Below are 24,296 nucleotides of genomic sequence, written 5' to 3'. Positions count from 1 at the left end.
TACGGCACGTTTGCTCTGAACGAGCAAAGCGTACGCCTTCACCAATGACTTAACGGCTGCAGAAAGATTTTTTTAACATCCCTTCGGGCTGTTTAAAAAAATCGCAGCCTATCGCGGACTACGCGCCTCGGCTTTCAGCCTTCCATGGCGCGCAGCGATGGTACGCTTCTATGGTCTTTAATCTATTGCATTTCTTTACTTGAAAAATGGCTAAAGTCCAGGACTATATATTACAATTTTTCAATCATTGATTTATGGTTCAGCAACTTTTCTCTGGCCAGTTGCGACTGCTCCAGTTTATTTCTTTCTTTGACAATCACATCTGCTGGCGCTTTATCCACAAAATGGGGGTTGTGAAGCTTTGATTCTGCCTGGGCAATGTCTTTATCCAGTTTTGATAATTCTTTATTTAACCTGGAAAGTTCACTGCTCTTGTCAATTAGTCCTGCCATGGGAATTAACAGTTCTATTTCTCCAACTACAGCTGTGGCAGAAAGAGGAGCTTCTTCGCGCGCACTGAGATAGTGCACATAAGTTAATTTGCCTAGACTGGTTAAAATTTTCTGATATTTTTGTATTCTTTCATGCAATTCGGGCGTAATGTTTCGAATATTTAAAGGAATTAATTTGGCAGGTGAAATAGACATCTCGCTGCGAATGGTGCGAATGGCCTGAATGATCGACTTAATCCACTCAAGTTCATTTTCAATGTCTTTATTGATAAATTCTTCCCGAATCTGAGGGAAGTTGCTTAACATGATGCTTTCGCCACTTTCACTGGTAAATTTTGAGGTTTTTCTCCATATTTCCTCGGTGATAAAGGGCATGAGCGGATGAAGCAGTTTAAGAATCTGATCAAGCACATGAATCAGAGTCCTTCGCGTGCCGCGTTTCATTGAGCCGAGCGCTTGTTCATCTTGTAACACGGGCTTTGACAGTTCCAGATACCAGTCACAGTATTCATGCCATACGAAATCGTAGAGCAAATTGGCCAGCAGATCGAAACGATAGGTCTCAAAGTAGTGCTGGCACAGGCCAATAGTCTCTTGCAGACGGGATAGGATCCATTGATCTTGCGGACTGTATTGAAAGGCGCCATCTCCAAGATCAATTTGCTCTTCATCGGTGTTGAGTAGGACATAACGCGCAGCATTCCAGAGCTTGTTACAGAAATTACGATACCCTTCAACACGACCCAAATCGAAACGAATGTTACGACCGGTACTTGCCAGTGAACAGAACGTAAAACGCAAGGCATCCGTGCCATAGGACGGAATCCCTTCCGGGAATTCTTTTCGCGTGGCTTTGGCTATTTTGTCGCGTAATGAAGGTAACATCAGGTGTGAGGTGCGTTTTTTAACCAGTTTTTCCAAATCAATGCCATCAATAATGTCCAATGGATCAAGGACATTACCCTTGGATTTAGACATTTTTTGACCTTCGTTGTCACGTATAAGGCCGTGAACGTAGACTTCTTTAAAAGGAATTTTTCCTGTAAATTTAAGCCCCATCATGATCATGCGGGCAACCCAGAAAAAAATGATATCAAAACCCGTGACCAGCACGGTTGTAGGATAAAATTTTTCCAGTTCCTCAGTCTGCTCCGGCCAGCCTAGAGTTGAAAAAGGCCATAGAGCTGACGAAAACCAGGTATCGAGCACATCTTCATCTTGTTTGAGTGTAATGTCCGGACTTAATTTGTATTTAAAACGAACATCATTTTCACTGTAGCCTACATAGATGTTGCCATGGTTATCATACCAGGCGGGAATTCGATGCCCCCACCATAGTTGCCGGCTGATGCACCAGTCTTCGATGTTATCCATCCACTGAAAATAGGTTTTAGACCAGTTTTCGGGGATAAAACGGATTTCTTTATTTTTCACTGCCTCAATGGCGGGTTTTGCCAGAGGTTTGGTTTTTACATACCATTGATCGGTCAATAAAGGTTCAATGACCACATTTGATTTTTCACCACGAGGCACTTTTAATTTGTGCGGTTCAGTCTTAAGTAGAAATCCCTGTTCGCTGAGATCCTGAATAATCTGCTCGCGAGCGACGAACCGATCCATGCCCTGATATTTGAGAGGAGCATTTTTATTGATAGCGGCTTTTTTAGTGAAAATATTGATCATTGCCAAATCATGGCGTTTACCTATTTCATGATCATTAAAATCATGTGCAGGGGTGATTTTTATACAACCGCTGCCAAAATCCTGTTCGACATATTCATCAGCGATAACCGGAATGCTTCGATCACACAAAGGAAGCATGACTTTTTTTCCTATCAGATGCCGGTAACGCTCATCCTCAGGGTGTACGGCAACGGCTACATCTCCCAACATGGTTTCTGGACGTGTAGTGGCTACGGTTAAATATTCTTCGGAATCAACAATCGGATAACGAATATGCCACAAAAACCCCTCTTCTTCTTCAGAAAGTACTTCCAGATCGGAAACCGCAGTACCCAGTTTCGGATCCCAGTTGACCAGGCGTGTGCCGCGATAAATAAGACCTTCATCGTAAAGCTGAATAAACACTTTTTGTACGGCCGCAGACAGACCGTTATCCATGGTGAAGCGCTCTCTTGACCAGTCTACTGAGGCACCAATTCTTCTCATTTGTTTCGTGATGGTATTCCCTGATTCCTCTTTCCATTGCCAGATGCGTTGCAGAAATTGCTCACGAGTAAAGTCTTTCCGTGACAAACCTTCTTTATCCAGTTCTCTTTCAACCACCAATTGTGTGGAAATGCCGGCATGGTCAGTGCCTGGCTGCCATAAGGTGTCATAACCCTGCATACGATGATAGCGTGTTAAAGCATCCATTAAGGTTTGCTGAAAACCATGCCCCATGTGTAAACTGCCGGTAACGTTTGGCGGTGGCAGCATAATACAAAAGGGCTGGCCTTCACCTTGGGGTTGAAAATAATGATGTTTTTCCCAGTAGGTGTAGCATTTTTCTTCAATTGCTTCAGGAGAATATATCTTATCCATCATTTGACCTGCATGGTTAAAAGCAGCAAATTTTATCACAGAAGCACTTATTTTAGCTATTTTTAAGCTACTATTTTGTCTTCTGTTGATTTGGGCCTGTGATCCTGAGCAATATAGGTGTACATGGTAGGCACCACAAATAAGGTAAAGGCCGTACCGATAAGCAGACCTGTGGAAATCACAAGTCCGATATCAAAACGGCTAACCGCACCGGCACCAGATGCAATGAGCAGGGGAACTACGCCAAAAACCATGGCAGCAGTGGTCATTAATATAGGCCTTAATCGAATAGCAGCAGCTTCTTCAACTGCTGCTCGTTTATCAAAGTTCCTCTCTCGCTGTAGTTGATTAGCGAAATCGACGATGAGAATCCCATGTTTACTGATAAGACCAATCAGGGTAATTAATCCTACTTGCGTGTAAATATTAATACTGGCTAAGCCGAGATTAAGCGGGATGAGCGCTCCGCAAATGGACATGGGAACAGAAATTAATATGATAAGCGGGTCACGGAAACTTTCATATTGAGCTGCCAGTACCAGAAAGATAACAATAACGGCAAATAGAAAGGCAAATACTAGTGCAGTTCCTTCTTGGATAAATTGTCGAGATTGGCCGGCATAATCATGAGTAAACCCTTTGGGAAGAATATTCTCAGCCTGTTGCTGTAGATATTGAAGACCCTCACCCAGTGTCCTTCCTGGCATCATGACACCCTGAATGGTAGCTGAATTGAGCTGCTGAAAATGAGACACGGTATTCGGCTGAGTTTTGGTTACCGGTTCCACTACGGTCGATAAGGGAATCATCGTGCCTTTATCTGAGCGCACATAAATTTGTCCTAATTGTTGGGGGCTCAAACGAAAGCGACGATCCAGTTGCGGAATCACCTGATAGCTGCGACCTTGCAAGTTAAAATAATTTATATAATTGCCAGATAATGCGCTGGTTAGACTGCTGCCGATGGACTGCATGTCAAGGCCAAGATCAGATGCTTTTGAACGGTTAATGTTCATGATAATTTCAGGCTGATTAAATTTAAGGCTGTTGTCAAGATAGATAAAAAGTCCGCTCTCCTTTGCTTTTGCCAGCAATTTATTGGAGATATCTAATAAAGACTGAAAGTCATTTGTGGTTTTTATAACAAATTGAATAGGCGTCCCGCTCCCTCCGCCGGGTAAGGGTGGAGGAATGACAGCAAAGGATTTGAGACCGGCTATATTATCCAGTTTGTTTTGCAGAATTTCTTTTAATTCAAACTGGCTGCGCTCCCTTTTATCCCACGGTTTAAGCACCATCCCTGAAACCGGTGAACTCATGTTTACGGTAAAATAGTGCTCGGTTTCAGGAAAACTCTTATATATGGCTTGGAAAGGTTTGGTAAAAGCTTCAATGTAATTAAGGGTAGCGTATTGAGGAGCAGTCGAAACCACGAAAAAAAATCCCTGATCTTCTTCCGGCGCTGTTTCATCCGGGGTATGAATGTATAAGTATGGTAGAACCAACAAAACCACAGCAGCGAAAACAAGGATCACTGCACGAGTATCGAGAAGACTGTGCAGGATTTTCTGATAGCGGATTTTCAGCCGATTAAACTGGCGATCAAGAAACAGGACAAAACGGCCGCTATTGACTTCTGAAGTTAAAATTCTTGAACACATCATAGGAGAAAGGGTAAGGGCGATGATTCCCGAGATGATAACGGCAGAGGCGAGCGTAAAGGCAAATTCTTTAAATAGTGCACCGGTTAAGCCTCCCAGAAATCCTATGGGAGAATAAACCGCAGCTAAAGTGATGGTCATGGCAATAATAGGTGTGGCGATTTCCCGGGCACCAAGGATAGCTGCTTCAAAAGGTGATCTTCCCTCTTCAATGTGGCGATGGACGTTTTCAACCACAACGATAGCATCGTCCACCACCAAGCCAATAGCAAGAACAAAGGCCAGTAATGTCAGAAGATTAATGGAATAACCGAGAAATAACATGAAGGTGCACACCCCGATTAAGGACAGGGGAATGGTTACAATAGGAATGGACACCGAGCGCAATGAACCTAAAAAAAGAAAAATTACGACAATAACAATGATTGCTGCTTCTGCTATGGTTTCTACGACTTCTTTGATGGAAGCGCGGATAAAGTCTGTGGCATCATAGACAATCGTTCCAATCAGTGAAGGAGGAAACTCCTTCTGAATGATTGGCATGGCTTTTCTGGCATCGCTGATCACCGTTAAGGGATTGGCTGTCGGCGTAGGTGTCAATGCAATGAATACCGCTTTTTTACCATCAAAAGTAACGGAAGTATCATAATCCTGCGAACCAAGTTCAACATGACCCACATCTTTTAATCGAATGATAGAATTTTTATCGCTTCGGATGATGAGTTTGCGAAATTCTTCAGCGTTATTTAGATCCGTTTTGGCCGAGATATTGATAGCAACGTATTCTCCTTTTGTATTACCCGCAGCGGTTAAAAAATTATTTCGGGCAAGAACATTGGATACATCGGCGGGAGTCACGCTCAATGCTGCCATTTTAACAGGGTCAAGAAAAACCCGCATGGAGTAGGTCGCTCCACCCATGATTTCAGCCTTGGCTATTCCGTCAACGGTTTCAAGCTGAGGTTGAACGACACGAGTGGCATAATCAGTGATTTGTTGAGGCGTCATGTCCTCACTGTCCAGACTGATGTACATCAATGGCGTTGAAACGTCGGAGCTTTTAACGATGACCGGTTGCTGAGCTTCAGGAGGGAGCTGGTTCAGTGTTTGCTGCACCTTGCTCATGACATCGGTAAAAGCCACCTGTGGGTCAAAGTTTAACTTAATGTTCAAAGTGATGGTGCTTAGTCCTTGTACACTGGAAGAGGTGATATAATCAATCCCCTCAGCACTCGCAACAGAACTTTCCAGTGGGGTTGTGATAAAGCCGGCAATGAGATTTGCATCAGCACCAGGATAACTTGTGGTGACTGTAATGACGGTATTGTCCAGTCTTGGGAACTGACGAATCTGCATGTTGTTAATGGAATTCAGCCCGAAAAGGAAGATCAGCAAGCTGATTACCATTGCAAGTACGGGACGTTTGATAAAAATATCAGTAAAATTCATGAAGCTACCTGTTGTTTATCACTCTGAATTGGAAGGAGATCGTTGTTCATTGGCCAAGTTTATCCGGATCTTTGATATCTTCCAGTTTTACATCATTATTAATGGTTACTCGTGTACCGTTTTGCAATTTCAATTCGCCAGAACTGACCACAAGCTGCCCAGCTTTAATGCCTTTCTTAATGACCGTATAATTTCCACGCTGCTCGCCGGTACTTACAAAAACGCGTCGTACGGTTAAGATATCTTTTCCTTGTTTGTCTTTCTTGCCTTTTTCGATGACGAAAACGGAATTTCCATAAAGACTGTAGGAAATCGCTGTTGACGGTAGAACCACGGTGTTTGGCACAGGAGGTTGACTGACATCAATGGATGCAAACATTCCTGGCAGAAAAATAAATTGATCCACATTGTTTTTGTCATTGAGTTCACTGTTACAAACCACTGTCTTTAAGCGGCTGTTTTCTTCTGTTTCGATTTTAATTAAAGAGGATTGTTCTATGGCATTAAAGGCAGAAGCTGGACAATTAGGAACGGTGGCCTGAACAAGAATATTATGTGTGTTAGGGTCCACTTTTGAATTGATAGCTGTTATTTTGCCTTTAAACTGCATCCCTGAGAATCCGTCTACAGCAAAACTAATGGGCTGGTTAATGTGTATTTTTTTGAACAACTGTTCGGGAAGATAAAATTCAAGGTATAAAGGGTCCATGGATTGTAAGCTGACAATCATAGTTTGTCCCGGGTTGATAAATTGTCCAAGATTGACCTGGCGTATTCCAAGTCGCCCTGTGAAAGGCGCCTTGATGTGCTTTTGATTGATTTCCGCCTGGGTTTTTTCCACGTTGGCCTGCGCCTGTTCAAGATTTGCACGGGCCTCATCCACGCTGGAACTTGGCGTGGCGCCTCGCTTGTATAGATCGCTTTGCCGTTTGAAACTGATTTCTTTTAAGGTCAGTTCCGCGCGATTAAATTTTAAGGTGGCCTGTTCGACACTATCATCAATATCAATTAACGGCTCTCCTTTTTTGACATATTCTCCTGAGTTAAAATGAATTTTCACCACATTTCCTGATACTTCGGCATTGACATCAACACCATTGATGGCCAGAAAATTACCCACAGCATCAATTTCCGGATGCCAATTTATGGTTTTGGCTTCTACAGAGGAAACAGTAACTGCCGGAGGCTCGTAAGTAGCAAAATAGCGTTTTATCATGTATGCTTTAAACATGTTAAAGCCTATAAGCCCACCAAAAACGATAAACAAGGCTATCAACATGATAGTCATACGCTTTTTCATTGAACATCCTCTTCTTGATTTGGGCGGAAATAACTTCTGAGAATAGCATAGAAACCTGTTTACTTGAATAAATATAATTGTGATTACAAGGCAAGATTATGCTCTTTTTGATAGTAGATTTTTTCATAAAGAGATTAAAACTGGCCATTTCCAAGCAGGTGGAAATCTACTTCTTTATGTAGTTCGTCACTTCGTACTCAAGATGAATTTCCATTTGTACAAAAAAAAACAAAAAAGCATAATACAATCAAGTATGATTTTGCTCTGATTGTTAATGCGGGACATGTAAATCCCTTTCATTTTTGCATACAAAAAAAACCTGTTGACTAAATTAAAGTCTTTGTTACCATTTGGTTTCCATAACTAACAGGGCGAACTATGAAATTAAAAACCTTTTTATTGATATGCTGTTTTTCTTTGGCTTCAAATCTTTTTGCGGCTAATTTGCACAAGCATCCCAAGGCTGATGATCCTGCTTCCAAGCCAGCTGAAAAAAAATTAATGTCGCCGGGATATTGTGAAATTGAAATCATTAACGACAGTTACGATAATGTATCGGTTCACGGAACTTTTGATGATGGAACGTATGTGGATTTCACTGTGTATCGCTATGAGGCTCCACATTACATCAGCCTGTATTATTATGGTTATTGTCATCCTGACATGTATCTTGACATCTATACGCCTTATGCAAAGATTTATTCAGGATACACGCGGGTTAACTCAACGGTAAGAATCGTTCCTTATCTTAAAAATCAAGCCAAGGCCAGTATTTCTGCTCGATAAAGGCTGATGTTGGAAAGATTCAATTGATTGCCCGGGATCGTTTCCCGGGCCTTATTTTTTAGAAGAATTGCTATGAAACATATGTTACTGATGTTAAGTGCCTTGCCTTTTTTGGCAGCATGCCATGTTGAAGAAAGTTTTTATGAACCCCCAATTTCTGGCGTACAAATTGAACACCATCATCGCCACCGTTTTGCTGATGATGCCTATGTCAGAAGAGGTCGTGTTCATCGGCACCGTGATGAAAGCAGAGTGATTATCCGAAATCCTTCTTCGCAACCCAGAGTCCAGGTTGAGTCGCCACGCAACAAGCATGGCCATGCTTCTCAACAAGGAGCCGAAATTAAGGTTCCAGCGCGTCGATCTGTAAGACCTGTTACTCCGAAAAATACACATGGACATTCTTCTGCAAGAGCAGAAGTTGAAGAGGATATGCAAAAAAACGTTCATGGTCATGACTGAACTGATTCTCTGTGCTACTCTTTTATCATTTGATGATTTAATGGGTAAGGGAATTTATTTCCCAGGAAAAAATAGAGCCTGTTGACAATTGCTCTAGCCCCTACATACCGCGGAATGTCCGCGGTATCCAGAGATCTCATGGATGCTGCGAATAAACAGCAGCAGTAGGCATTTGAGCGAGATCACGAAAACGAAATGTCAACAGGGCTTAATAATTAAGAGGAATAAAAGATGTTAAACGTCATCAGAAGTCTGTTCTTTATTGTCGTTGCCGTTACCTTGCTGAGTTGTGCAGCTTCACCCACCTCTGAAAGCACAGGTGAATATTTAGACAGTTCTGCCGTGACGGCAAAAGTTAAGGCCAATTTGCTGGATCAGCTGGGTACCAAAGCTTTCGCGATCAAAGTTAAAACTTATAAAGATGAAGTACAGCTTAGCGGTTTTGTCGATAATCAAAAAATCAAACAAAAAGCGGGATTGATTGCCGGTAAAGTGCCCAATGTAAAACGGGTAATCAATAATATTATTGTGAAAGGATAAGCTGGTTCTGGCCGTTTCAATCTCAGTTATCGATGATTATAAAAATTGAACATTGTGCCAAATTATTTCATTTATTGATAAGGAAAGTTTATGTTTGACGGAAATTATACAATAGAAGGCTTTGATGGACCCTTATGGCAGGCCATCGAAGAAGAAAAACGTCGTCAGGAAGAGCATATAGAATTAATTGCATCTGAAAATTATGCCAGCCCGAGAGTTTTACAAGCTCAAGGCTCGGTACTGACTAACAAGTATGCCGAAGGTTACCCGGGAAAGCGGTATTATGGCGGCTGTGAATACGTCGATGTTGCTGAAGAGCTGGCCATTGCAAGGGCGAAAGAATTGTTTGGCGCAGATTATGTCAATGTTCAGCCTCATTCCGGTTCGCAGGCCAATGCTGAAGTGATGATGGCTTTGCTTTCTCCGGGCGATACCATTCTTGGAATGGCTTTACCTCATGGGGGGCATTTAACCCATGGTTCAAAGGTTAATTTTTCCGGAAAACTTTATCAGGCCTTTGAATATGGATTGGATGTAAATACGGGTCTCATTGACTATAACGAATTGGAAAAACTCGCCGTTGAGCACAAGCCAAAATTAATTATCGCTGGATTTTCAGCTTATTCTCAAATTTTAGACTGGGAAAGATTCCGGGAAATTGCCGATAAAGTCGGTGCTTATTTACTGGCGGACATGGCTCATGTCGCTGGCCTCGTGGCGGCTGGCCTTTATCCTTCTCCCATTCCTTATGCCGATGTGGTGACGACCACAACACATAAAACCCTTCGCGGTCCTCGCGGAGGAATGATTCTGGCCAAAGCCAACGAAGCTCTTGAGAAAAAATTAAATTCTGCTGTTTTTCCTGGAATGCAGGGTGGGCCGCTGATGCACGTTATTGCCGCGAAGGCCGTTGCTTTCGCCGAGGCTTTGCAGCCTGAATTTAAAGCCTATCAGAAGCAGGTTATCACGAATGCTAAAGTCATGAGTGAAATATTGCAGTCAAGAGGCTATTCCATTGTTTCCGGTGGCACAGAAAACCATCTGATTCTACTTAACCTGATAGACAAGGACATTACCGGCAAAGATGCTGATGCAGCTTTAGGTCGGGCTAATATCACTGTTAATAAAAACTCAGTTCCGAATGATCCTCGTTCGCCTTTTGTCACCAGCGGATTAAGATTGGGAACTCCAGCCATCACGACACGTGGATTTAAGGATGAGGAAATGAAGCAGTTAAGCAGTTGGATAGCTGATGTGCTTGATGATATCAATGATGAAGCCATGATTATACGAACCAAAGAGAAAGTATTGCAGCTTTGTCGTGAATATCCCGTTTACCGATAAACATTATGTATTGTCCATTTTGTCATGCTGAAGAAACAAAAGTGATTGATTCACGATTGGTGGCGGGCGGCGCTCAGGTACGCAGACGAAGACAGTGCCTTTCTTGCAATGAGCGTTTTACAACCTTTGAAACGGCAGAACTCATCATGCCGGTTGTGATTAAGCGAGATGGGCGCCGTGAGCCGTTTAATATTGAAAATCTTCGTGCGGGAATGCTGCGTGCTCTTGAGAAAAGGCCAGTGAGCATGGATGACCTGGAAGCGGCTATTATTAATATTACCCAGGAAATTCGGCGTAGCGGGGAGCGTGAAATTGATTCGCAATGGATTGGTGAGTTGGTAATGCAGGAGTTATATAAGCTCGATCATATTGCTTATGTGCGTTTTGCATCTGTCTATAAACGATTTAAAGACGTTAGCGATTTCAGACAGACCATTGATCAGATGAGCAGGAATGATGAAAAATAAGTCTGATTCTAAATGAATTAAATAGGCACAGCTTAATTTTGATTTAAGATAATCAAATAAGTTTATTAGAAATCACTCTCGAATTTCTGCTCCAGTGAATTCGAGGCAAAGAAAAATTATGTAAATTTAAATCATAGACATTAAGTTGAATTCTTGTGTTTAAGTCACGGGGATTTGAAATCTATAAAATTGTTCAAAATATATGCTTCTGAATTTATAATTATTCAGTACTCTAAGGTATAATTGATCTCGACTTTTTGAAATATGAATCCCCGTGACTTAACCGAAGGATCCATAAAAAGGCTGATCCTATTTATCAAAGTCTTGGAAAACGCTGGATTTTGATAAATATACTGTGATGGGCACCACGGTCGATGCTACGGTGATTCGTAAGTGGAAAAATTCATAAAGTTGAGATTGATAACAATAAATTGATTAGTTTGCAGTGATATCATTGCAAAGACATTTGTGAGGCATTTTGTGGAAAAACAGGCAATCCGTGGTAAAAGAAAGGCGCGTCGACTGGTCTTGCAGGCCTTATATCAATGGTTAATGGCAGGGGCTGAACTTTCGGAAATCGAAGCTCAGTTTCGTGTTGCCAATGACACACAAAAAGTGGATATGGATTATTTTTGCCGATTTTTATATGGAATTCCAAAACATCTGCATGAACTGGAAGAAGAATTCCGACCTTTTCTCGATAGAGACATCAAAGAGTTGAATCCTATTGAATTAACGGTTCTTCGCATGGGAACGTTTGAGTTACATTATTGTCCAGAGACGCCTTATAGGGTGGTTCTCGATGAGGCGATATTATTAACCAAAGAATTTGGTTCGCAGGATGGCTATCGATATGTAAATGGTGTTTTAAATCAGGTGGCCAGAAAATCACGTAAAGTGGAAATGAACTTAGGCCATGAATGAATTTTCAATCATTGATACTTATTTTAAATCTTTAACTCCTCCACGCGATGATGTCATTCTGGGTGTTGGTGATGATGCAGCTTGCCTAAAAGTGCCTTCGGGATTTAACCTTATTGTGACCTGCGATACTCTGGTGTCTGACGTTCATTTCCATTCTGACTGGAAACCTTATGATATCGCTTACAAAGCAGTCATGGTGAATGTAAGCGATATTGCTGCAATGGCTGCGATCCCTTGCTGGGCAAGCCTTGCTTTAACCATGCCAGATTGTGATCCTCAATGGTTGGATAATTTTTCTCATGGACTTAAAGATGCTTTGACAGCCTGTCATATTCAACTTATTGGCGGTGATATTACCCGGGGACCTTTGGTGATCACGATAACTCTTCACGGAACAGTTCCGGAAGGTTTGGAAATCAGGCGTAGTGGAGCACATGCAGGTGATCAGATTTTTGTCTCTGGCGAATTGGGGGCTGCTGCACTTGCAGTGAAGTTGCTGGGTAATGAAAAAGTGAATCCGCAAGTAAAGTCGCAGTTAATGCAGGTTTTAAAATATCCTCAGCCAAGAGTGGATTATGCAAATTGTTTACGACAATATGCAACGGCTGCGATAGATATTTCCGATGGCCTTAGTGCGGATTTACAGCATATTTGTCGCGCCAGTCGTTTGGGAGCCTGTCTTGATTTAGATAAGATTCCTATGCATCATCTGGTTAGTGAATTTTATGACAGGAACGCAGCTATTGATCTGGCACTCAGTGGTGGTGATGATTATCAACTATGTTTTACTGTGCCGAAAGAAAAATACACCGTCTTTATGGAAACTTTGCATGATATGAATTTACAAGCATATTGCATTGGTGTTATGGAGGAACAATCAGGTTTGAGGGTAAAATCATCCAATGGTAAACCCGTTGAATATCAAGCCAAGGGTTACTCCCATTTTTAGGAAAGGAGCACGCATGAATTCGATCAATTTATCCAATCGAGTCTGGCAAGATCCAGTATATTTTATTGCCTTTGGTTTTGGCAGCGGCTTAATGTCTTTTGCACCAGGTACATGGGGTACGGTTGCTGCAATGCCTTTATTTCTTTTAATGCATGATCTGCCAGTTTTTCTTTATCTGATTTTGGTGGCTTTGTTATTTGCCTTAGGTGTGTGGGTCAGTGATGTGGTGTCCAAAGATTTAGGGGTACATGATTATAAGGGCATTGTCTGGGACGAGGTGGTAGGTTATTTATTAACCATGTGTATGGCGCCTGCTGGATTTGGCTGGATGATCATAGGTTTTCTTTTGTTTCGTATTTTCGATATCTGGAAACCACAACCGATTTCTTATATTGATCAATACGTAGGTGGAGGTTTTGGCATCATGCTTGATGATTTGATTGCAGCGGTTCCTGCCTGGGTCGTGTTGCAAATTCTTGCCTGGAATTTTGCCGGATGAACGAGAGCCATAAAGAACTGGTAGGTATGGCTTTAACGGTAGGTATTATTGCCCTTGCCTTGTTTATTATTCACCGTTTTATCCCTTCATTGATCTGGGCGGCCATTATTGCTGTTTCCACCTATCCTCTCTATCGTAAGTGGCGGCGGTGGTTTGGTTCATATCATAATGCCGCCGCTTTACTGTTTACTCTTCTCTTTTCTTTATTGTTATTATTGCCTTTGAGTTGGCTTATCAACCTGTTAATTAAAGAATCGCAGTTGTTTATTAATTATCTGCAACAGATTAATCGTGAGGGAGGGGAAGCTCCGGCTTTTCTGAAGCAATTTCCCGTGATAGGACAGGAGCTGATACATTACTGGAATAACAATATCGGACAGCCGGGAAATATAAAACAGCTATTATCCAATATCCATTTGTCCCTGACACCAGCGAGCTATTATATTAAACAGGTAGGAGTGAATCTGGCAAACCGCGGATTCCAGCTTGGCTTTACTTTTTTGATACTGTTTTTCTTTTATCGGGATGGGGATTTATTATTCCAACAAATCAACCACATTGGGGAATATTGTCTTGGCGAACGCTGGTTTCGCTATGCAGAACGCCTGCCAAGAGCTTTGCGGGCTACTGTGAATGGCACTATCGTGGTGGGTATTGGTGTTGGTATTCTGATGGGTATCTGTTATGTTCTTCTTGATTTTCCTGCTCCGACATTAACTGGGTTTATTACTGCAATAGCGGCTATGATTCCCTTTGTTGTCCCAATTGTTTTTGCCATTGTGGCTTTAATCATGTTTTCAGCGGGGCATTTGATCCCGGCTATTATTGTGGTGGCCTGGGGGACGGTGGTGATGTTTGTGGCTGATCATTTTGTCAAACCGGTTCTTATCGGCGGAGCCATTCAACTTCCTTTTCTTGCCGTGCTGTTTGGTATTCTGGGTGGCGTTGAAACGCTTGGTATTCTCGGTTTATTCGTTGGCCCAATCATTATGGTCTTATTCATCACCTTGTGGAAAGAACCGCAAGCTGATAATACAGTGATCAATGTGAGTTCGACATAAGAAAGCAGTGTGTTTACTTGTTTATGAACCACAATAGCAACATAAAAGGCCTTTTATGTTGAATTGGCATTAACTCGACTTTAGCCATTTTTTAGGGGTTGAACCCCTGCTTGATAGCGGTATCCATACGGAGTTTCGCGTGGATACCGCTATCGTTGCCGCGGTAATTCGTGCCATTCTATTTTTCTCAAGCCATCGATTTACAGCGACTTGATAAATATAACGCTGTGCTTCTATGGTCTTTAATCTATTACATTCCTTACTTGAAAAATGGCTAAAGTCCAGATTAATTAAAGGCAGGAATCAAAAGCAAAATTCATGCTGAAATTGATCGTATGAAGCTGGAAACGTTCATCACGTACGAAAAATCTGTTCTGTTCACTGATGTTGTTCGTGGTAATGAAACGATAATCCAGATTAGCCGAGGTAAAATCATCAAGAAAATAGCTGGCACCAAGAATAATCTGACCTGCTGCCGTACTTTTGGTTTCTTTAAGCCGCGGACCTATTTCCGTACCGTTATAATAAAAGCTGATCCGATCCTGAATGCTTACATAACCAATGCCAAGGCCTACATAAGGAATCAGGTTGCTATCTGAATTTGGCCTTAAGAAATCATAATAGCCGTTAATCATTCCAGTGATGACATTCGTTCTTCCATCGACCGCTAATCCAGGCGTGGTTTTTTTCGAATTTAAACGTGGTATTTTGACAGGACCTATCGTTAGATCATCATAAGAATTGGTGTTGAATAAGATTTCCAGTTCCAGACGATAGCAGTCAAACAGACGATAGCCGAGCTGGCCGCCGCCACCACCGCCAATCCGATAGCCAATTTCACTTTGAAGCTGGCCCGCGGGGAAAATGGGAAAAGCTGGCGCTCCTGGGACAACGGGAATTAATGCCGGATGAAGAAGCACAGGTGGTGTCAATACAGTAAACGAGACATCGGGTGTATAACTGACTTCACCGAGAAAACCGGCATACCAGCCTTCTACGGGCTTGTAAGCAAAAACCTGCCCGGACAATAGTGAGAGGGCCAGGCCCAAACGAATCAATGGCTTCATGAATCTTCCTTATTTTATGGATGCTTGACTAGGAGTAAACGTTAACATGCTGCGCATGCGAATCATTTATAACTGCTTTCATCAAATCGATAAATGACCCCAACGCTTGCAATATGTGCCTGGAATACTTTTCCTAATGTATCTGCCTGTTCGGTGGCAGCAAAACGATAGGCCACATTCACGGCATAATTTTCGGCGAAGTTATACGTCAAACCGGCTGTAGCTTGATAAGCAAAGACATTGTCGCTGGCTTTAAAATGAGTGAAGCCCAATTGACCTACACCCTTTAAAATCGCCTTGACATGTGCATAGCCGAGTCCTACACCCAGAAAAGGCTCAACACAAGGAACGATTTCTGGAAAATCATAATAAATATTTGCCATCAGCAAGGAGGCCGATGATGAGCCTTCGCTGCCGAATTGCCGAATATTATTGACATTAAAATGTTTAAGATCAGCATGAAGATAAGTGTATTCACCTTCGTAACGTAGCGGATTGCTTTTGAAACCAAAACGGACACCGGCATTAAAACCATTTTGGTAAGATGTTCCATCTCTTAAAATGCCGAAGGTGGTATCACTGACGTTATCAGGTAAATAGGTATAACCGCCAAAAACACTGCTATACCATCCATCAACAGGGGTAGCCGCCATGGAAATACCCGTTGCTAATAAGGCAGCAGAAAATAGTGAAGCTCTCATAATGTCCCTTTCTTATTATTGTGATTTAAATACTGTTTTTCAGAGCCTAACATGTTAGCGTTTTATGCGTATTTTGCAAGACACAGATGCTTTTTAACTTATGTTATGCTTTTGCATCTTTCGTTAAACACGTGATGTTTAAATGCTCCGATTTTCTCCAGTAAACTCCGTCATTTTTCAGGGATAGAATCCCCGCTACTTGATAGCGGGGTCCATAAGGAGCTTCGCATAGACCGCGGTCGATGCCGCGGTAATTCGTGCCATTCTATTTTCTCAAGTCATCGATTTAAAGCGACTTTGATAAATATAACGGGCGCTTCTATGGTCTTTAATCTATTGCTTTCCTTTACTTGAAAAATGGCTAAAGTCCAGTAAGATGAAAGATCACACATCAAAACAAGGAGTGTATCTATGCCTCGGAAAAAGCCAGAGACAATTCAGGAAAGAGTCTTATCGAACATTGCGGATTCACTCATTGCCTTTCTTACCGACGAATCTGAAAATGGACGGGAAAAAATTTTAAATGCAATAAAACTCGCAGGTCGGGATTATAAGGGAGAAGAATACAATTGGCTTTTTACCTACTGGCGTAAGAGAAAGGAAATTGCCACGCATACTGAACGGGACATTGATGACTCTTTAAGTATTATTCCAAGATTGCAGGCATTAGCAAAAGTTTTTTTAGACCCCACCGGTGGATGGAAATCAACGTCTTATAACACCACTTTACTGTTTTATTTTTTAGGTGCTCTGGAAAATAATACCAATCCTACAACTGATCCATTCTTTAACAGCATTGTTTACGATCTTGCTGAGCCGTTTAAGCGCAAATTGCAAGACAGTCTTCATGAGCATTTAATTACACAGAAAATAGCACAGGAAAAAGCGCGTGAATTGGAGAGCATTTCCGATAAAGCAAAAAAAGAAGCATTGAATTTTGTCCATATTTTCTCAAATCATGAAAAAGCCAGAGAATACGCAATGCAAAAACCACAGCAGATTTCTTTTGCTCTGTTTTTTGAAAAGGGTAAATGGCAGTTGGCCTGGTATGATGTTTTAGGGGATGATTATTCTCTGGAAATCAACAAAGAGTTGAATAAACAATTATCATTGTATGATGAAAAGGACATTATTTACGATGATGCCATTAAATTTGAATGCATTAAATTGCGCGATGCTTTCATTGAAAAAAGAAAACTATTCATTAATCCCTCTGCATCAGAGTTAAGCAATATAAAATCCACTTTTGTTCTAAAAGGGCAAAAGGAAAATTATGAGCTTTATTGGTATGACAACGAGGGAGATTGCCGGCAAATTGACTTGGCACCTTATCCGTCCTTCCTTGAATATCTGAATTCACAAGATAAAATGGATGAAAATAATTTACCTCAACTTCAAGCGCTTTTGCGGAAACTGAATCCCGCGGTTTCAACAGGTATCAGTAAAGCCAGGCAGACCCTGGAAAAATTTTTTAAAAATCAGAAAATTGAGGGTGTAAACAGCTTTAAGCTCTTGGTGAATCCCGCAGTGCATGCTCTCGATAATCTAATATCTACCTTTGTCATCTATAAAAACAGAAAAGGCATAAGACTTGAGTGGTATGATGCGTTTGGCAATGGACGTGAAATAAGCCTTGAGCCTTATGATAAGCTGATATCATGGCTCAAAGCCCATGAAGACATAGCTGAAGAAGATTACCCTGAATTAAAACAACAATTACTGTGTATTGATACCTCTCAACGTATTAATCGGGATGAGTTTAAAAAACAGCTTGAGGAATGTTTACTTAAAGGACGGCCGCAAGTTGTAAAAGAGGAAAAAAACACTTCCAGGCTAAAAGATACCCTATCATTTGATCTTAAAGATTTTCAGGCGCAGCTTGAGGGGTGTTTTAATAAAAAGAGGAACGAGCTTAAAGAAAATGCAGCCACTTTGGAAAAAAATAATAGACACAAAAATGAAGAGAAATTGCCAGGAAAACTCGATTTGAGTAAATTTGATGCAGTTACCTGTCTATTTGGTCATAAGAAAAAGCCGGTAGAGAAAACCAGTCTGAAAAACGAAGAAACTTCAGCCTTAAATCAAAAATAAAGTTCGTATGATTCTAACTTCCCGTGGCTTTGGAGTAAGCCGCGGGGATGGAGTGACAATAGTCTCTTCTCTGTTAAAAAAAGGATTCATTACTTTGAAAAGCACCGGAAGTAATGGGGTAACGCCAGTCTTTGCCAAAAGCTCTTGGGCTAATCCTGATGCCCGGGGGGGCTTGACGGCGCTTGTATTCATTGCGAACAATTAAGCGGATAACACGTTTTACCAACTCTGTGGAATGACCCTGTTGAATGAGGTCTTCTGCACTTAAATTCATTTCCATAAATCCATGAATGAGCTCATCTAAAACAGTATACTCCGGCAATGTATCCTGATCGGTCTGATTAGCCGCAAGTTCCGCAGAAGGGGGGCGAGTAAGTATTCGCTCAGGGATGATTTCTTCCTTGCGGTTCACATATTTCGCCAACTCATAAACCTGAGTTTTCAAGACATCTTTTAAAACAGCGAAGCCACCAGCCATATCACCATAAAGCGTGGTATAACCTACAGCGATTTCGCTTTTATTGGATGTGGTCAAGACCATTTTTCCAGTTTTGTTGGACATGGCCATGAGCAAAATAGCACGTATGCGAGCTTGCATATTTTCTTCAGTAATATCCGGTGCGTAACCGGTGAACTCTGGAGCCAGGGTGCTTAGAAGACTGTTAAAGGCTGGTTCAATGGATAAAGTACTGTGAGAAACATTCAGATTATCTAATAGTTTCATGGCATCATACGTGCTGATGTCAGCCGTATAGCGAGAAGGCATCATGAGGGTATGAACGTTTTCTGTTCCCAGCGCATCTACAGCAATGGCCAGCGTCAGCGCTGAATCGATGCCTCCGGATAAGCCCAACAGCACACCAGGAAAGTTATTTTTTAATACATAATCTTTTGTACCGAAAACTAATGCATTATAGATTAGCTCATAGTGATCCTGTAAAGGGGTAATTTCTCCATGAATACCTTTATCTGAAAGCTGTACAGTTTGTAGTATTTCTCGAAATGCCGGTGCTCTGGCGTAAATTTCTCCTTTTTCATCCATAACCAAAGACTGGCCATCAAAAAGTAATTCGTCCTGGCCGCTGATTTGATTCACATAGATGATCGTTAATCCTTTTTGCGCGTGAGCTTTTAACAGGTCAGTACGAGTCTGGTATTTGTTGTAATCGAAAGGCGAGGCATTAATGCAAATCAGCGCTTGAGCACCGGCTTCTTTCACCTGTTCAACCGGACCAGGTTGCCAGAGATCTTCACATATACAAAGACCCATTTTATAGCCATTCACTGTGATAATACATGGTTTGGGTTCCCCCTTGATGAAATAGCGAACTTCATCAAAAATACCGTAGTTAGGCAGGTGCTGTTTATGGTAAGTTTGAATGTTTTGCCCCTGATAAAAAACAGAAGCGGCATTAAACCGTTGTTGGTGCGTTAGATGAGGATGTCCGATGATGACATGACAGTTTTTTACGCTATTTGCAATTTGATTCAGCGCATCATCAATTTGCAAATAGAAATCATTGCGCAATAGCAAATCTTCGGGTGGATATCCGCTTAAAACCAATTCAGGAAATATAATTAAATCCTGCTCTTCCTGATGTTCCTTGATAATATCAATAATTTTTTTGGCATTATTCTTGATTGCCCCTACTTTTGGGTTGATTTGAGCCATAAGAATGGAAAGTTTTTGCATGGTGATATTGTATTCCGCTATTAATGTTGACTATGTAGCAAGCTTGCTTTTTTTCTAAAAGTCCTTCAACCAATTTTTATTTCTCGTGGAGTCTTTCACGTAAGTGCTCAACCCTTGCCGTTTGTACTATCAACATAGGGTTGAGCACTACTTACTTCATTGTATTTCTGTTTATTTGCATGGAAAAGCTTTAGATAATATATGGTGAATCATACATAATTATTGAACATAAATCTCGATTAAAAGGAATTTTTCGGGGCAAACGCATCTAATTATTGATCAAAAAAGCCTTCTTTTGCCTACCTGCTGTGCTTTATGCATAGTATCCATACGGATCTCATATCAAGCATGGAATGTAGGCTTAGTGATTTTATATTGCGCTATCAGATGCGTTTAGCCTGGGAATTTTTGAAAAGATCGTTGGTAATGGACACGTAATTTAAAATAGCTTGTTTTTTGGCGGAGAGAGAGGGATTTGAACCCTCGATACGGCATTACCGTATTCACGCTTTCGAGGCGCGCGCTTTCAACCACTCAGCCATCTCTCCTGAATTAAAATAATGGATCTTGACATGGGATGAATGCTTTTTGCAAATATGAATTTCAACACTGATAAAAAATAAAAATCAAGTCTGTTTTTCACAAAAATTTCTGATATAGTGATTATGCTTCCTGCAAAATTAAAATCAATTATCCTTGTGGATAAGTTTACTTATCAATCACTCTGATTTTCACCGATTTTCCTGAGACATTTCTAAAACATCAGAGCCAGTAAGGTTTTGCACTTTATTTTAATTCAAATAAGCATTCCTTGTTATCCACAAAATCGGTGGATAACTCTGTGAATACTTCGTGAAATGAATGTTACTACAAGCTTTTTCTAAATTGCTTTATAATTTCACAAATCGACATTCAAAGTCAGAAACCAGGCATTATATTTCTTTGGGCTCCGGCCAAGACTCCATGCGAAGGATTCTAATGTCATGCAATTTGCCGTCCTTTTTCATTTTCTCCATTGTTTGAGCGTCTTCTTTCGTTACCCTGGCTTTCACGACCTCACCATTCGGCAATTTAAAATGAACGATATGGCGCTCGGCGGCAGGAGCGTCTACTAAAGGCGCAGCCATTGCCCCTGAGCTTATTGTAGCTGCCAGAAAAAAAGTTAAAACGATACTTTTCATTGTCTATTCCTTTTGTTTGTTGCCTAAAAAAAGTATAGTACGGTTTCTATTTATTTCATCATTACGAAATATAAGAACTTATGGGTAAGAGAAATGGCTCTTATATAGAAGCAAAAGTGTTAAAGATTTAAATTTGAGACATTTTCATCGTTAAAACTCCGTTCTTTTGGGGGTTGATAATGTTTTATATTTTCACACCATTTATCAATTAACTGGCAATAGGGGTCTTTACTGTTATAGCTTGTGCGTGGCTGTTGCCAAAGAGGAGTGGAGTTATTGTTTTGCTTTTCATTTAAACCAAAAAAGTTAAATCCTTTTTTCAGTTTATCCTGGATTGAAAAAGCGGGGGCATTTTTAAAGGTTTCCTGATGCTCAAGGAAAACTTTGGCAAGTTCCCCGAGAGTTCGTGTCGAGGAGACCGCTTCGAGAAAACTGCACGCTGTTTTCGTATGATTCCCTCCAAACCATTCTATATATCTTTGTAATTCAGCCATAATTTGGTTTTTGATGCGAGAAAAAGAAAAAATACGATAGACATCTTGAATTTCTTCAACAGAGAGTTTGCCTTGCACCAGGAATTGACATGTTTGCCAAAAATAATCGCCACCTAATCCTCCAAAAAAATCATTATATTCCTTGTCGTCAACAGTTTGGGATCGCCAGGGTTCTTTACAACTAGCAAACAGCCGTAACAATTCAGGATGCTCCACAAGCGTCAATATTTGATTGTAATTATAACTTTGTTTCTTTTTGCCATTTTCAATGCAAACAGCTTTTTTTCCCTGGGACCACATCTCCTTTATTGTAAGATGGTCTTTAAGTAGAATGGCCGTTTTTACGCCGATTTTTGCGCCATTTTTAAGGAGAAGATCTACAATCTCATCATGGTGATAGTACGCTGCAATAAAAAGCGGCGAGATTCCTTGTTTAATGAGCACGCTATCCGAAAGATGATCTTTGTCAACCAGTAATAAAGCCGATCCAATAATGTTGTCTAGTAAATCAATATATTGCGCTAAACCTATTGCGCGATTAAAAGTATTGAGTATATCTTGATCATCATGATTGGAAGTGGTAAGTTGATTTATCTTGGCCTTGTTTTGAAGTAAGTAGTTCACAATTTCGATGTGACCATGTCTACAGGCAATAAAAAGAGGCGTTATTCCCCGACGAACTAAATTCACATCAGCGCCATTGTCAATTGCCTCTTGAACCTTAGTTAAAAAACCAGACTTACAAGATTTTAATAATAGCTCATCATAATGCATTACTATCAACCTATTTGTATAAAAATAGAAGCATTATTCCATGAAAAACTTAAGGTTTTATTAGCCGCTAAAATAATATCTTTGTAAAATTCAGTAGTTCTGTTTGGGAGCATCACCTATATCGTGTTCGCTCTCTTTATTGAACAAGCAGTTTTTTGCACCAAAGAATAGAAGTCCGGTGCCAAACATCGCCCCTCCCGTAATAGTCATGGTTTTTGCTCCAACGGCCAATAATGCTGCCACTATTACAGGAACGGCAGCACCGCCTGTTGCACCTGCTGCTACTGCAATAAGCGCTGCTCCACCTATAATTGCGGCGGCCAAACCAACTCCCGTAAGCCCTCCAAACATACAAGTTACAAGGTTGATAGATTGATTTACAGAAGACGGTTGGTTTGTTTTTATAGGTTCATAATAGCTACTTTCAGTATCATTTTTGCAGTCTGAATATTCACCATTTAAATCTTCATCATCTACATCTCTTGAGGAATTTTCCACGCTATAAGACTCTATATATTCATCATACTCATTGTCCGAAAAAACAGAGTAATCAAATGAACCATAACCGAAGTCTACATCACTGGAATTTTCTATGCTTAGATTTGAATCCAAAAGCTTCTGAGTAAAAGAGGCAAAAAAATCCATACCTATTTCATTATCATAGTCTTCATCTTTTATCTGACCAAGCAGTTCGAAATGCGCTAACCGTAATTCCAAAATCCGTTCCCTATATGTATTTTTATCCAGTTCAGTCAGCTCTTGCAGTTCTTCAGGAAGAGAAAAAGAGCTATCTAAGTCTTTTACCCAATCTGGATGGTTCATTGCATATTGCATAAATGCAATACTAATCGGTCCACAGGACACAAGTATTGAGCCTGTTCCATGCTCAATTTCTTTTTCAAATTCTGGATTTTGAACGACATGAGAGGATACAACCAAATTCATACCGGCAATTTTATTGTCTTCTTTTAACCCTAATCTCTTATGAGCAAATTCCTCAGGTGATAACGTGTCGTGTTTATAACCTGTTGGATTAAATAAGAAAAGAGTGCATGATCCGTCTGAATTTTTACGGATTATTCCGCACATATAATGGGCTGAGCCTAATTCTGGTTTGAAAATAAAAGGAAAAAATGTTTTGCCTGAATCAATTAATGCTTGTTTACAGTATTCTAAATAGGATTCAATATCATAAGCCCCATCAAAAAATACATAAGGAGCGTGCATTTGATGTTTTTTTTCTGTGCTAATCTTTTGAAATGAACGCCAAACCAGCCATTGGACATCGTCATTATGGTACCAACAATCAAAAGTGCGGCTATCTTCACCATCGCGATTAGCAAATCTTTCTTGTGCGTTATTCATGGTAATGTTATGAGAAAATGTTTTAGTTCAATGAATTATTAAATTAACATTATTAAAATTAGTAAACTATTAAGACTCTGGCGCAAAAATGACATAGCAGCAGGATGCAAGGCTGCTCACGCCTATTTGTGAAGGCCATTTATCTACTTAGAACTCAATACAGCGTTACCATCCTCTTTGCGTGCAAGTATATTAAGTTTGGATTCTTTACTGGCACGAGTGATCTTCGCTTTTTTAGCGTTGATTGTTGGCTATTTACTTAGCAATTACAATATTTATCAAGAGTCGCGCTACCTCATGAAAGATTTTGGGATATCCAAGTCACCAAAATCGACTCGCCAACGCGCGAAGTGTTTGGGCCGCGAGCGTCCTGTTTACGGCACGTTTGCTCTGAACGAGCAAAGCGTACGCCTTCACCAATGACTTAACGGCTGCAGAAAGATTTTTTTAACATCCCTTCGGGCTGTTTAAAAAAATCGCAGTCTATCGCGG

At 40.8% G+C, this 24,296-nt stretch carries 19 protein-coding genes and 1 tRNA gene; 10 read left to right on the top strand and 10 right to left on the bottom strand.

The genetic code is table 11. From position 1 onward, the window contains the following. Positions 1-230 precede the first annotated feature (230 nt). The 3 genes from E4T55_RS04025 to E4T55_RS04015 all read right to left on the bottom strand — a co-directional run bounded on the left by E4T55_RS04025 (position 231) and on the right by E4T55_RS04015 (position 7,406). A complete protein-coding gene (locus E4T55_RS04025) occupies positions 231-2,996 on the bottom strand; it encodes a valine--tRNA ligase (protein WP_058500908.1) in 2,766 nt (921 codons plus the stop codon). A gap of 62 nt (positions 2,997-3,058) precedes the next feature. Further along, positions 3,059-6,106: an efflux RND transporter permease subunit gene (locus E4T55_RS04020; RefSeq protein ID WP_058500905.1), complete on the bottom strand. Its 3,048-nt coding sequence runs from the start codon at positions 6,104-6,106 to the stop codon at positions 3,059-3,061. 46 nt (positions 6,107-6,152) lie between these two features. Further along, entirely contained in the window at positions 6,153-7,406 is a 1,254-nt protein-coding gene (locus tag E4T55_RS04015) for an efflux RND transporter periplasmic adaptor subunit (protein ID WP_058500904.1), read from the bottom strand. 378 nt (positions 7,407-7,784) lie between these two features. Between E4T55_RS04015 and E4T55_RS04010 the strand changes: the two genes are divergently transcribed. The 9 genes from E4T55_RS04010 (at position 7,785) to E4T55_RS03970 (ending at position 14,438) form a co-directional block, all read left to right on the top strand. After that, positions 7,785-8,192 (top strand): hypothetical protein, encoded by a 408-nt coding sequence (locus E4T55_RS04010; protein WP_058500903.1) that lies wholly within the window; start codon positions 7,785-7,787, stop codon positions 8,190-8,192. 72 nt (positions 8,193-8,264) lie between these two features. Continuing rightward, on the top strand, positions 8,265-8,654 hold the full coding sequence (locus E4T55_RS04005) for a hypothetical protein (RefSeq protein WP_058500902.1): 390 nt from the start codon (positions 8,265-8,267) through the stop codon (positions 8,652-8,654). Positions 8,655-8,885: 231 nt separating this feature from the next. Next, the gene (locus tag E4T55_RS04000) at positions 8,886-9,194 is read left to right on the top strand and encodes a BON domain-containing protein (RefSeq protein ID WP_058500901.1); all 309 of its coding nucleotides are present in this window, start codon (positions 8,886-8,888) and stop codon (positions 9,192-9,194) included. 90 nt (positions 9,195-9,284) lie between these two features. Further along, on the top strand, positions 9,285-10,538 hold the full coding sequence (glyA, locus tag E4T55_RS03995; RefSeq protein ID WP_058500900.1) for a serine hydroxymethyltransferase: 1,254 nt from the start codon (positions 9,285-9,287) through the stop codon (positions 10,536-10,538). Positions 10,539-10,543: 5 nt separating this feature from the next. After that, positions 10,544-11,005: a transcriptional regulator NrdR gene (gene nrdR, locus E4T55_RS03990; protein ID WP_058500899.1), complete on the top strand. Its 462-nt coding sequence runs from the start codon at positions 10,544-10,546 to the stop codon at positions 11,003-11,005. A 480-nt stretch (positions 11,006-11,485) separates the two neighbouring features. Beyond that, positions 11,486-11,929, top strand: coding sequence for a transcription antitermination factor NusB (nusB, locus tag E4T55_RS03985; protein WP_058500907.1), 444 nt, complete (start codon positions 11,486-11,488; stop codon positions 11,927-11,929). Next, the gene (gene thiL / locus E4T55_RS03980; RefSeq protein WP_058500898.1) at positions 11,922-12,878 is read left to right on the top strand and encodes a thiamine-phosphate kinase; all 957 of its coding nucleotides are present in this window, start codon (positions 11,922-11,924) and stop codon (positions 12,876-12,878) included. Before nusB ends, thiL begins: the two co-directional genes overlap by 8 nt. Before the next feature lie 13 nt (positions 12,879-12,891). Further along, complete coding sequence (locus E4T55_RS03975; protein WP_058500897.1) at positions 12,892-13,377, top strand: phosphatidylglycerophosphatase A family protein; 486 nt, start codon at positions 12,892-12,894, stop codon at positions 13,375-13,377. After that, positions 13,374-14,438, top strand: a complete 1,065-nt coding sequence (locus tag E4T55_RS03970; RefSeq protein WP_058500896.1) for an AI-2E family transporter — start codon at positions 13,374-13,376, stop codon at positions 14,436-14,438. The genes E4T55_RS03975 and E4T55_RS03970 overlap by 4 nt, the downstream gene beginning before the upstream one ends. Positions 14,439-14,728: 290 nt before the next feature. On the opposite strand, the gene E4T55_RS03965 is transcribed toward E4T55_RS03970, so the two are convergent. Both E4T55_RS03965 and E4T55_RS03960 read right to left on the bottom strand, forming a co-directional pair. Beyond that, positions 14,729-15,505 (bottom strand): outer membrane protein, encoded by a 777-nt coding sequence (locus E4T55_RS03965; RefSeq protein WP_058500895.1) that lies wholly within the window; start codon positions 15,503-15,505, stop codon positions 14,729-14,731. Positions 15,506-15,567: 62 nt separating this feature from the next. Next, positions 15,568-16,206, bottom strand: coding sequence for an outer membrane protein (locus E4T55_RS03960; protein WP_058500894.1), 639 nt, complete (start codon positions 16,204-16,206; stop codon positions 15,568-15,570). 411 nt (positions 16,207-16,617) lie between these two features. On the opposite strand from E4T55_RS03960, the gene E4T55_RS03955 reads away from it, so the two are divergent. After that, positions 16,618-18,297 (top strand): hypothetical protein, encoded by a 1,680-nt coding sequence (locus E4T55_RS03955; RefSeq protein WP_058500893.1) that lies wholly within the window; start codon positions 16,618-16,620, stop codon positions 18,295-18,297. Between the two features lie 73 nt (positions 18,298-18,370). On the opposite strand, the gene E4T55_RS03950 is transcribed toward E4T55_RS03955, so the two are convergent. The 5 genes from E4T55_RS03950 to E4T55_RS03930 form a co-directional block, all read right to left on the bottom strand. Then, on the bottom strand, positions 18,371-19,990 hold the full coding sequence (locus E4T55_RS03950; RefSeq protein ID WP_058500892.1) for an NAD+ synthase: 1,620 nt from the start codon (positions 19,988-19,990) through the stop codon (positions 18,371-18,373). 457 nt (positions 19,991-20,447) lie between these two features. After that, positions 20,448-20,538 (bottom strand) — tRNA-Ser (locus E4T55_RS03945). 384 nt (positions 20,539-20,922) lie between these two features. After that, complete coding sequence (locus E4T55_RS03940) at positions 20,923-21,171, bottom strand: hypothetical protein (protein WP_058500891.1); 249 nt, start codon at positions 21,169-21,171, stop codon at positions 20,923-20,925. Between the two features lie 119 nt (positions 21,172-21,290). Next, entirely contained in the window at positions 21,291-22,439 is a 1,149-nt protein-coding gene (locus E4T55_RS03935; RefSeq protein WP_058500890.1) for an ankyrin repeat domain-containing protein, read from the bottom strand. A 90-nt stretch (positions 22,440-22,529) separates the two neighbouring features. Beyond that, positions 22,530-23,804, bottom strand: coding sequence for a hypothetical protein (locus E4T55_RS03930; protein ID WP_058500889.1), 1,275 nt, complete (start codon positions 23,802-23,804; stop codon positions 22,530-22,532). Positions 23,805-24,296 lie beyond the last annotated feature (492 nt).

Source organism: Legionella israelensis, assembly GCF_004571175.1.
Classification (GTDB): domain Bacteria; phylum Pseudomonadota; class Gammaproteobacteria; order Legionellales; family Legionellaceae; genus Legionella_D; species Legionella_D israelensis.
This window is presented reverse-complemented; position numbering and strand designations above follow the sequence as displayed.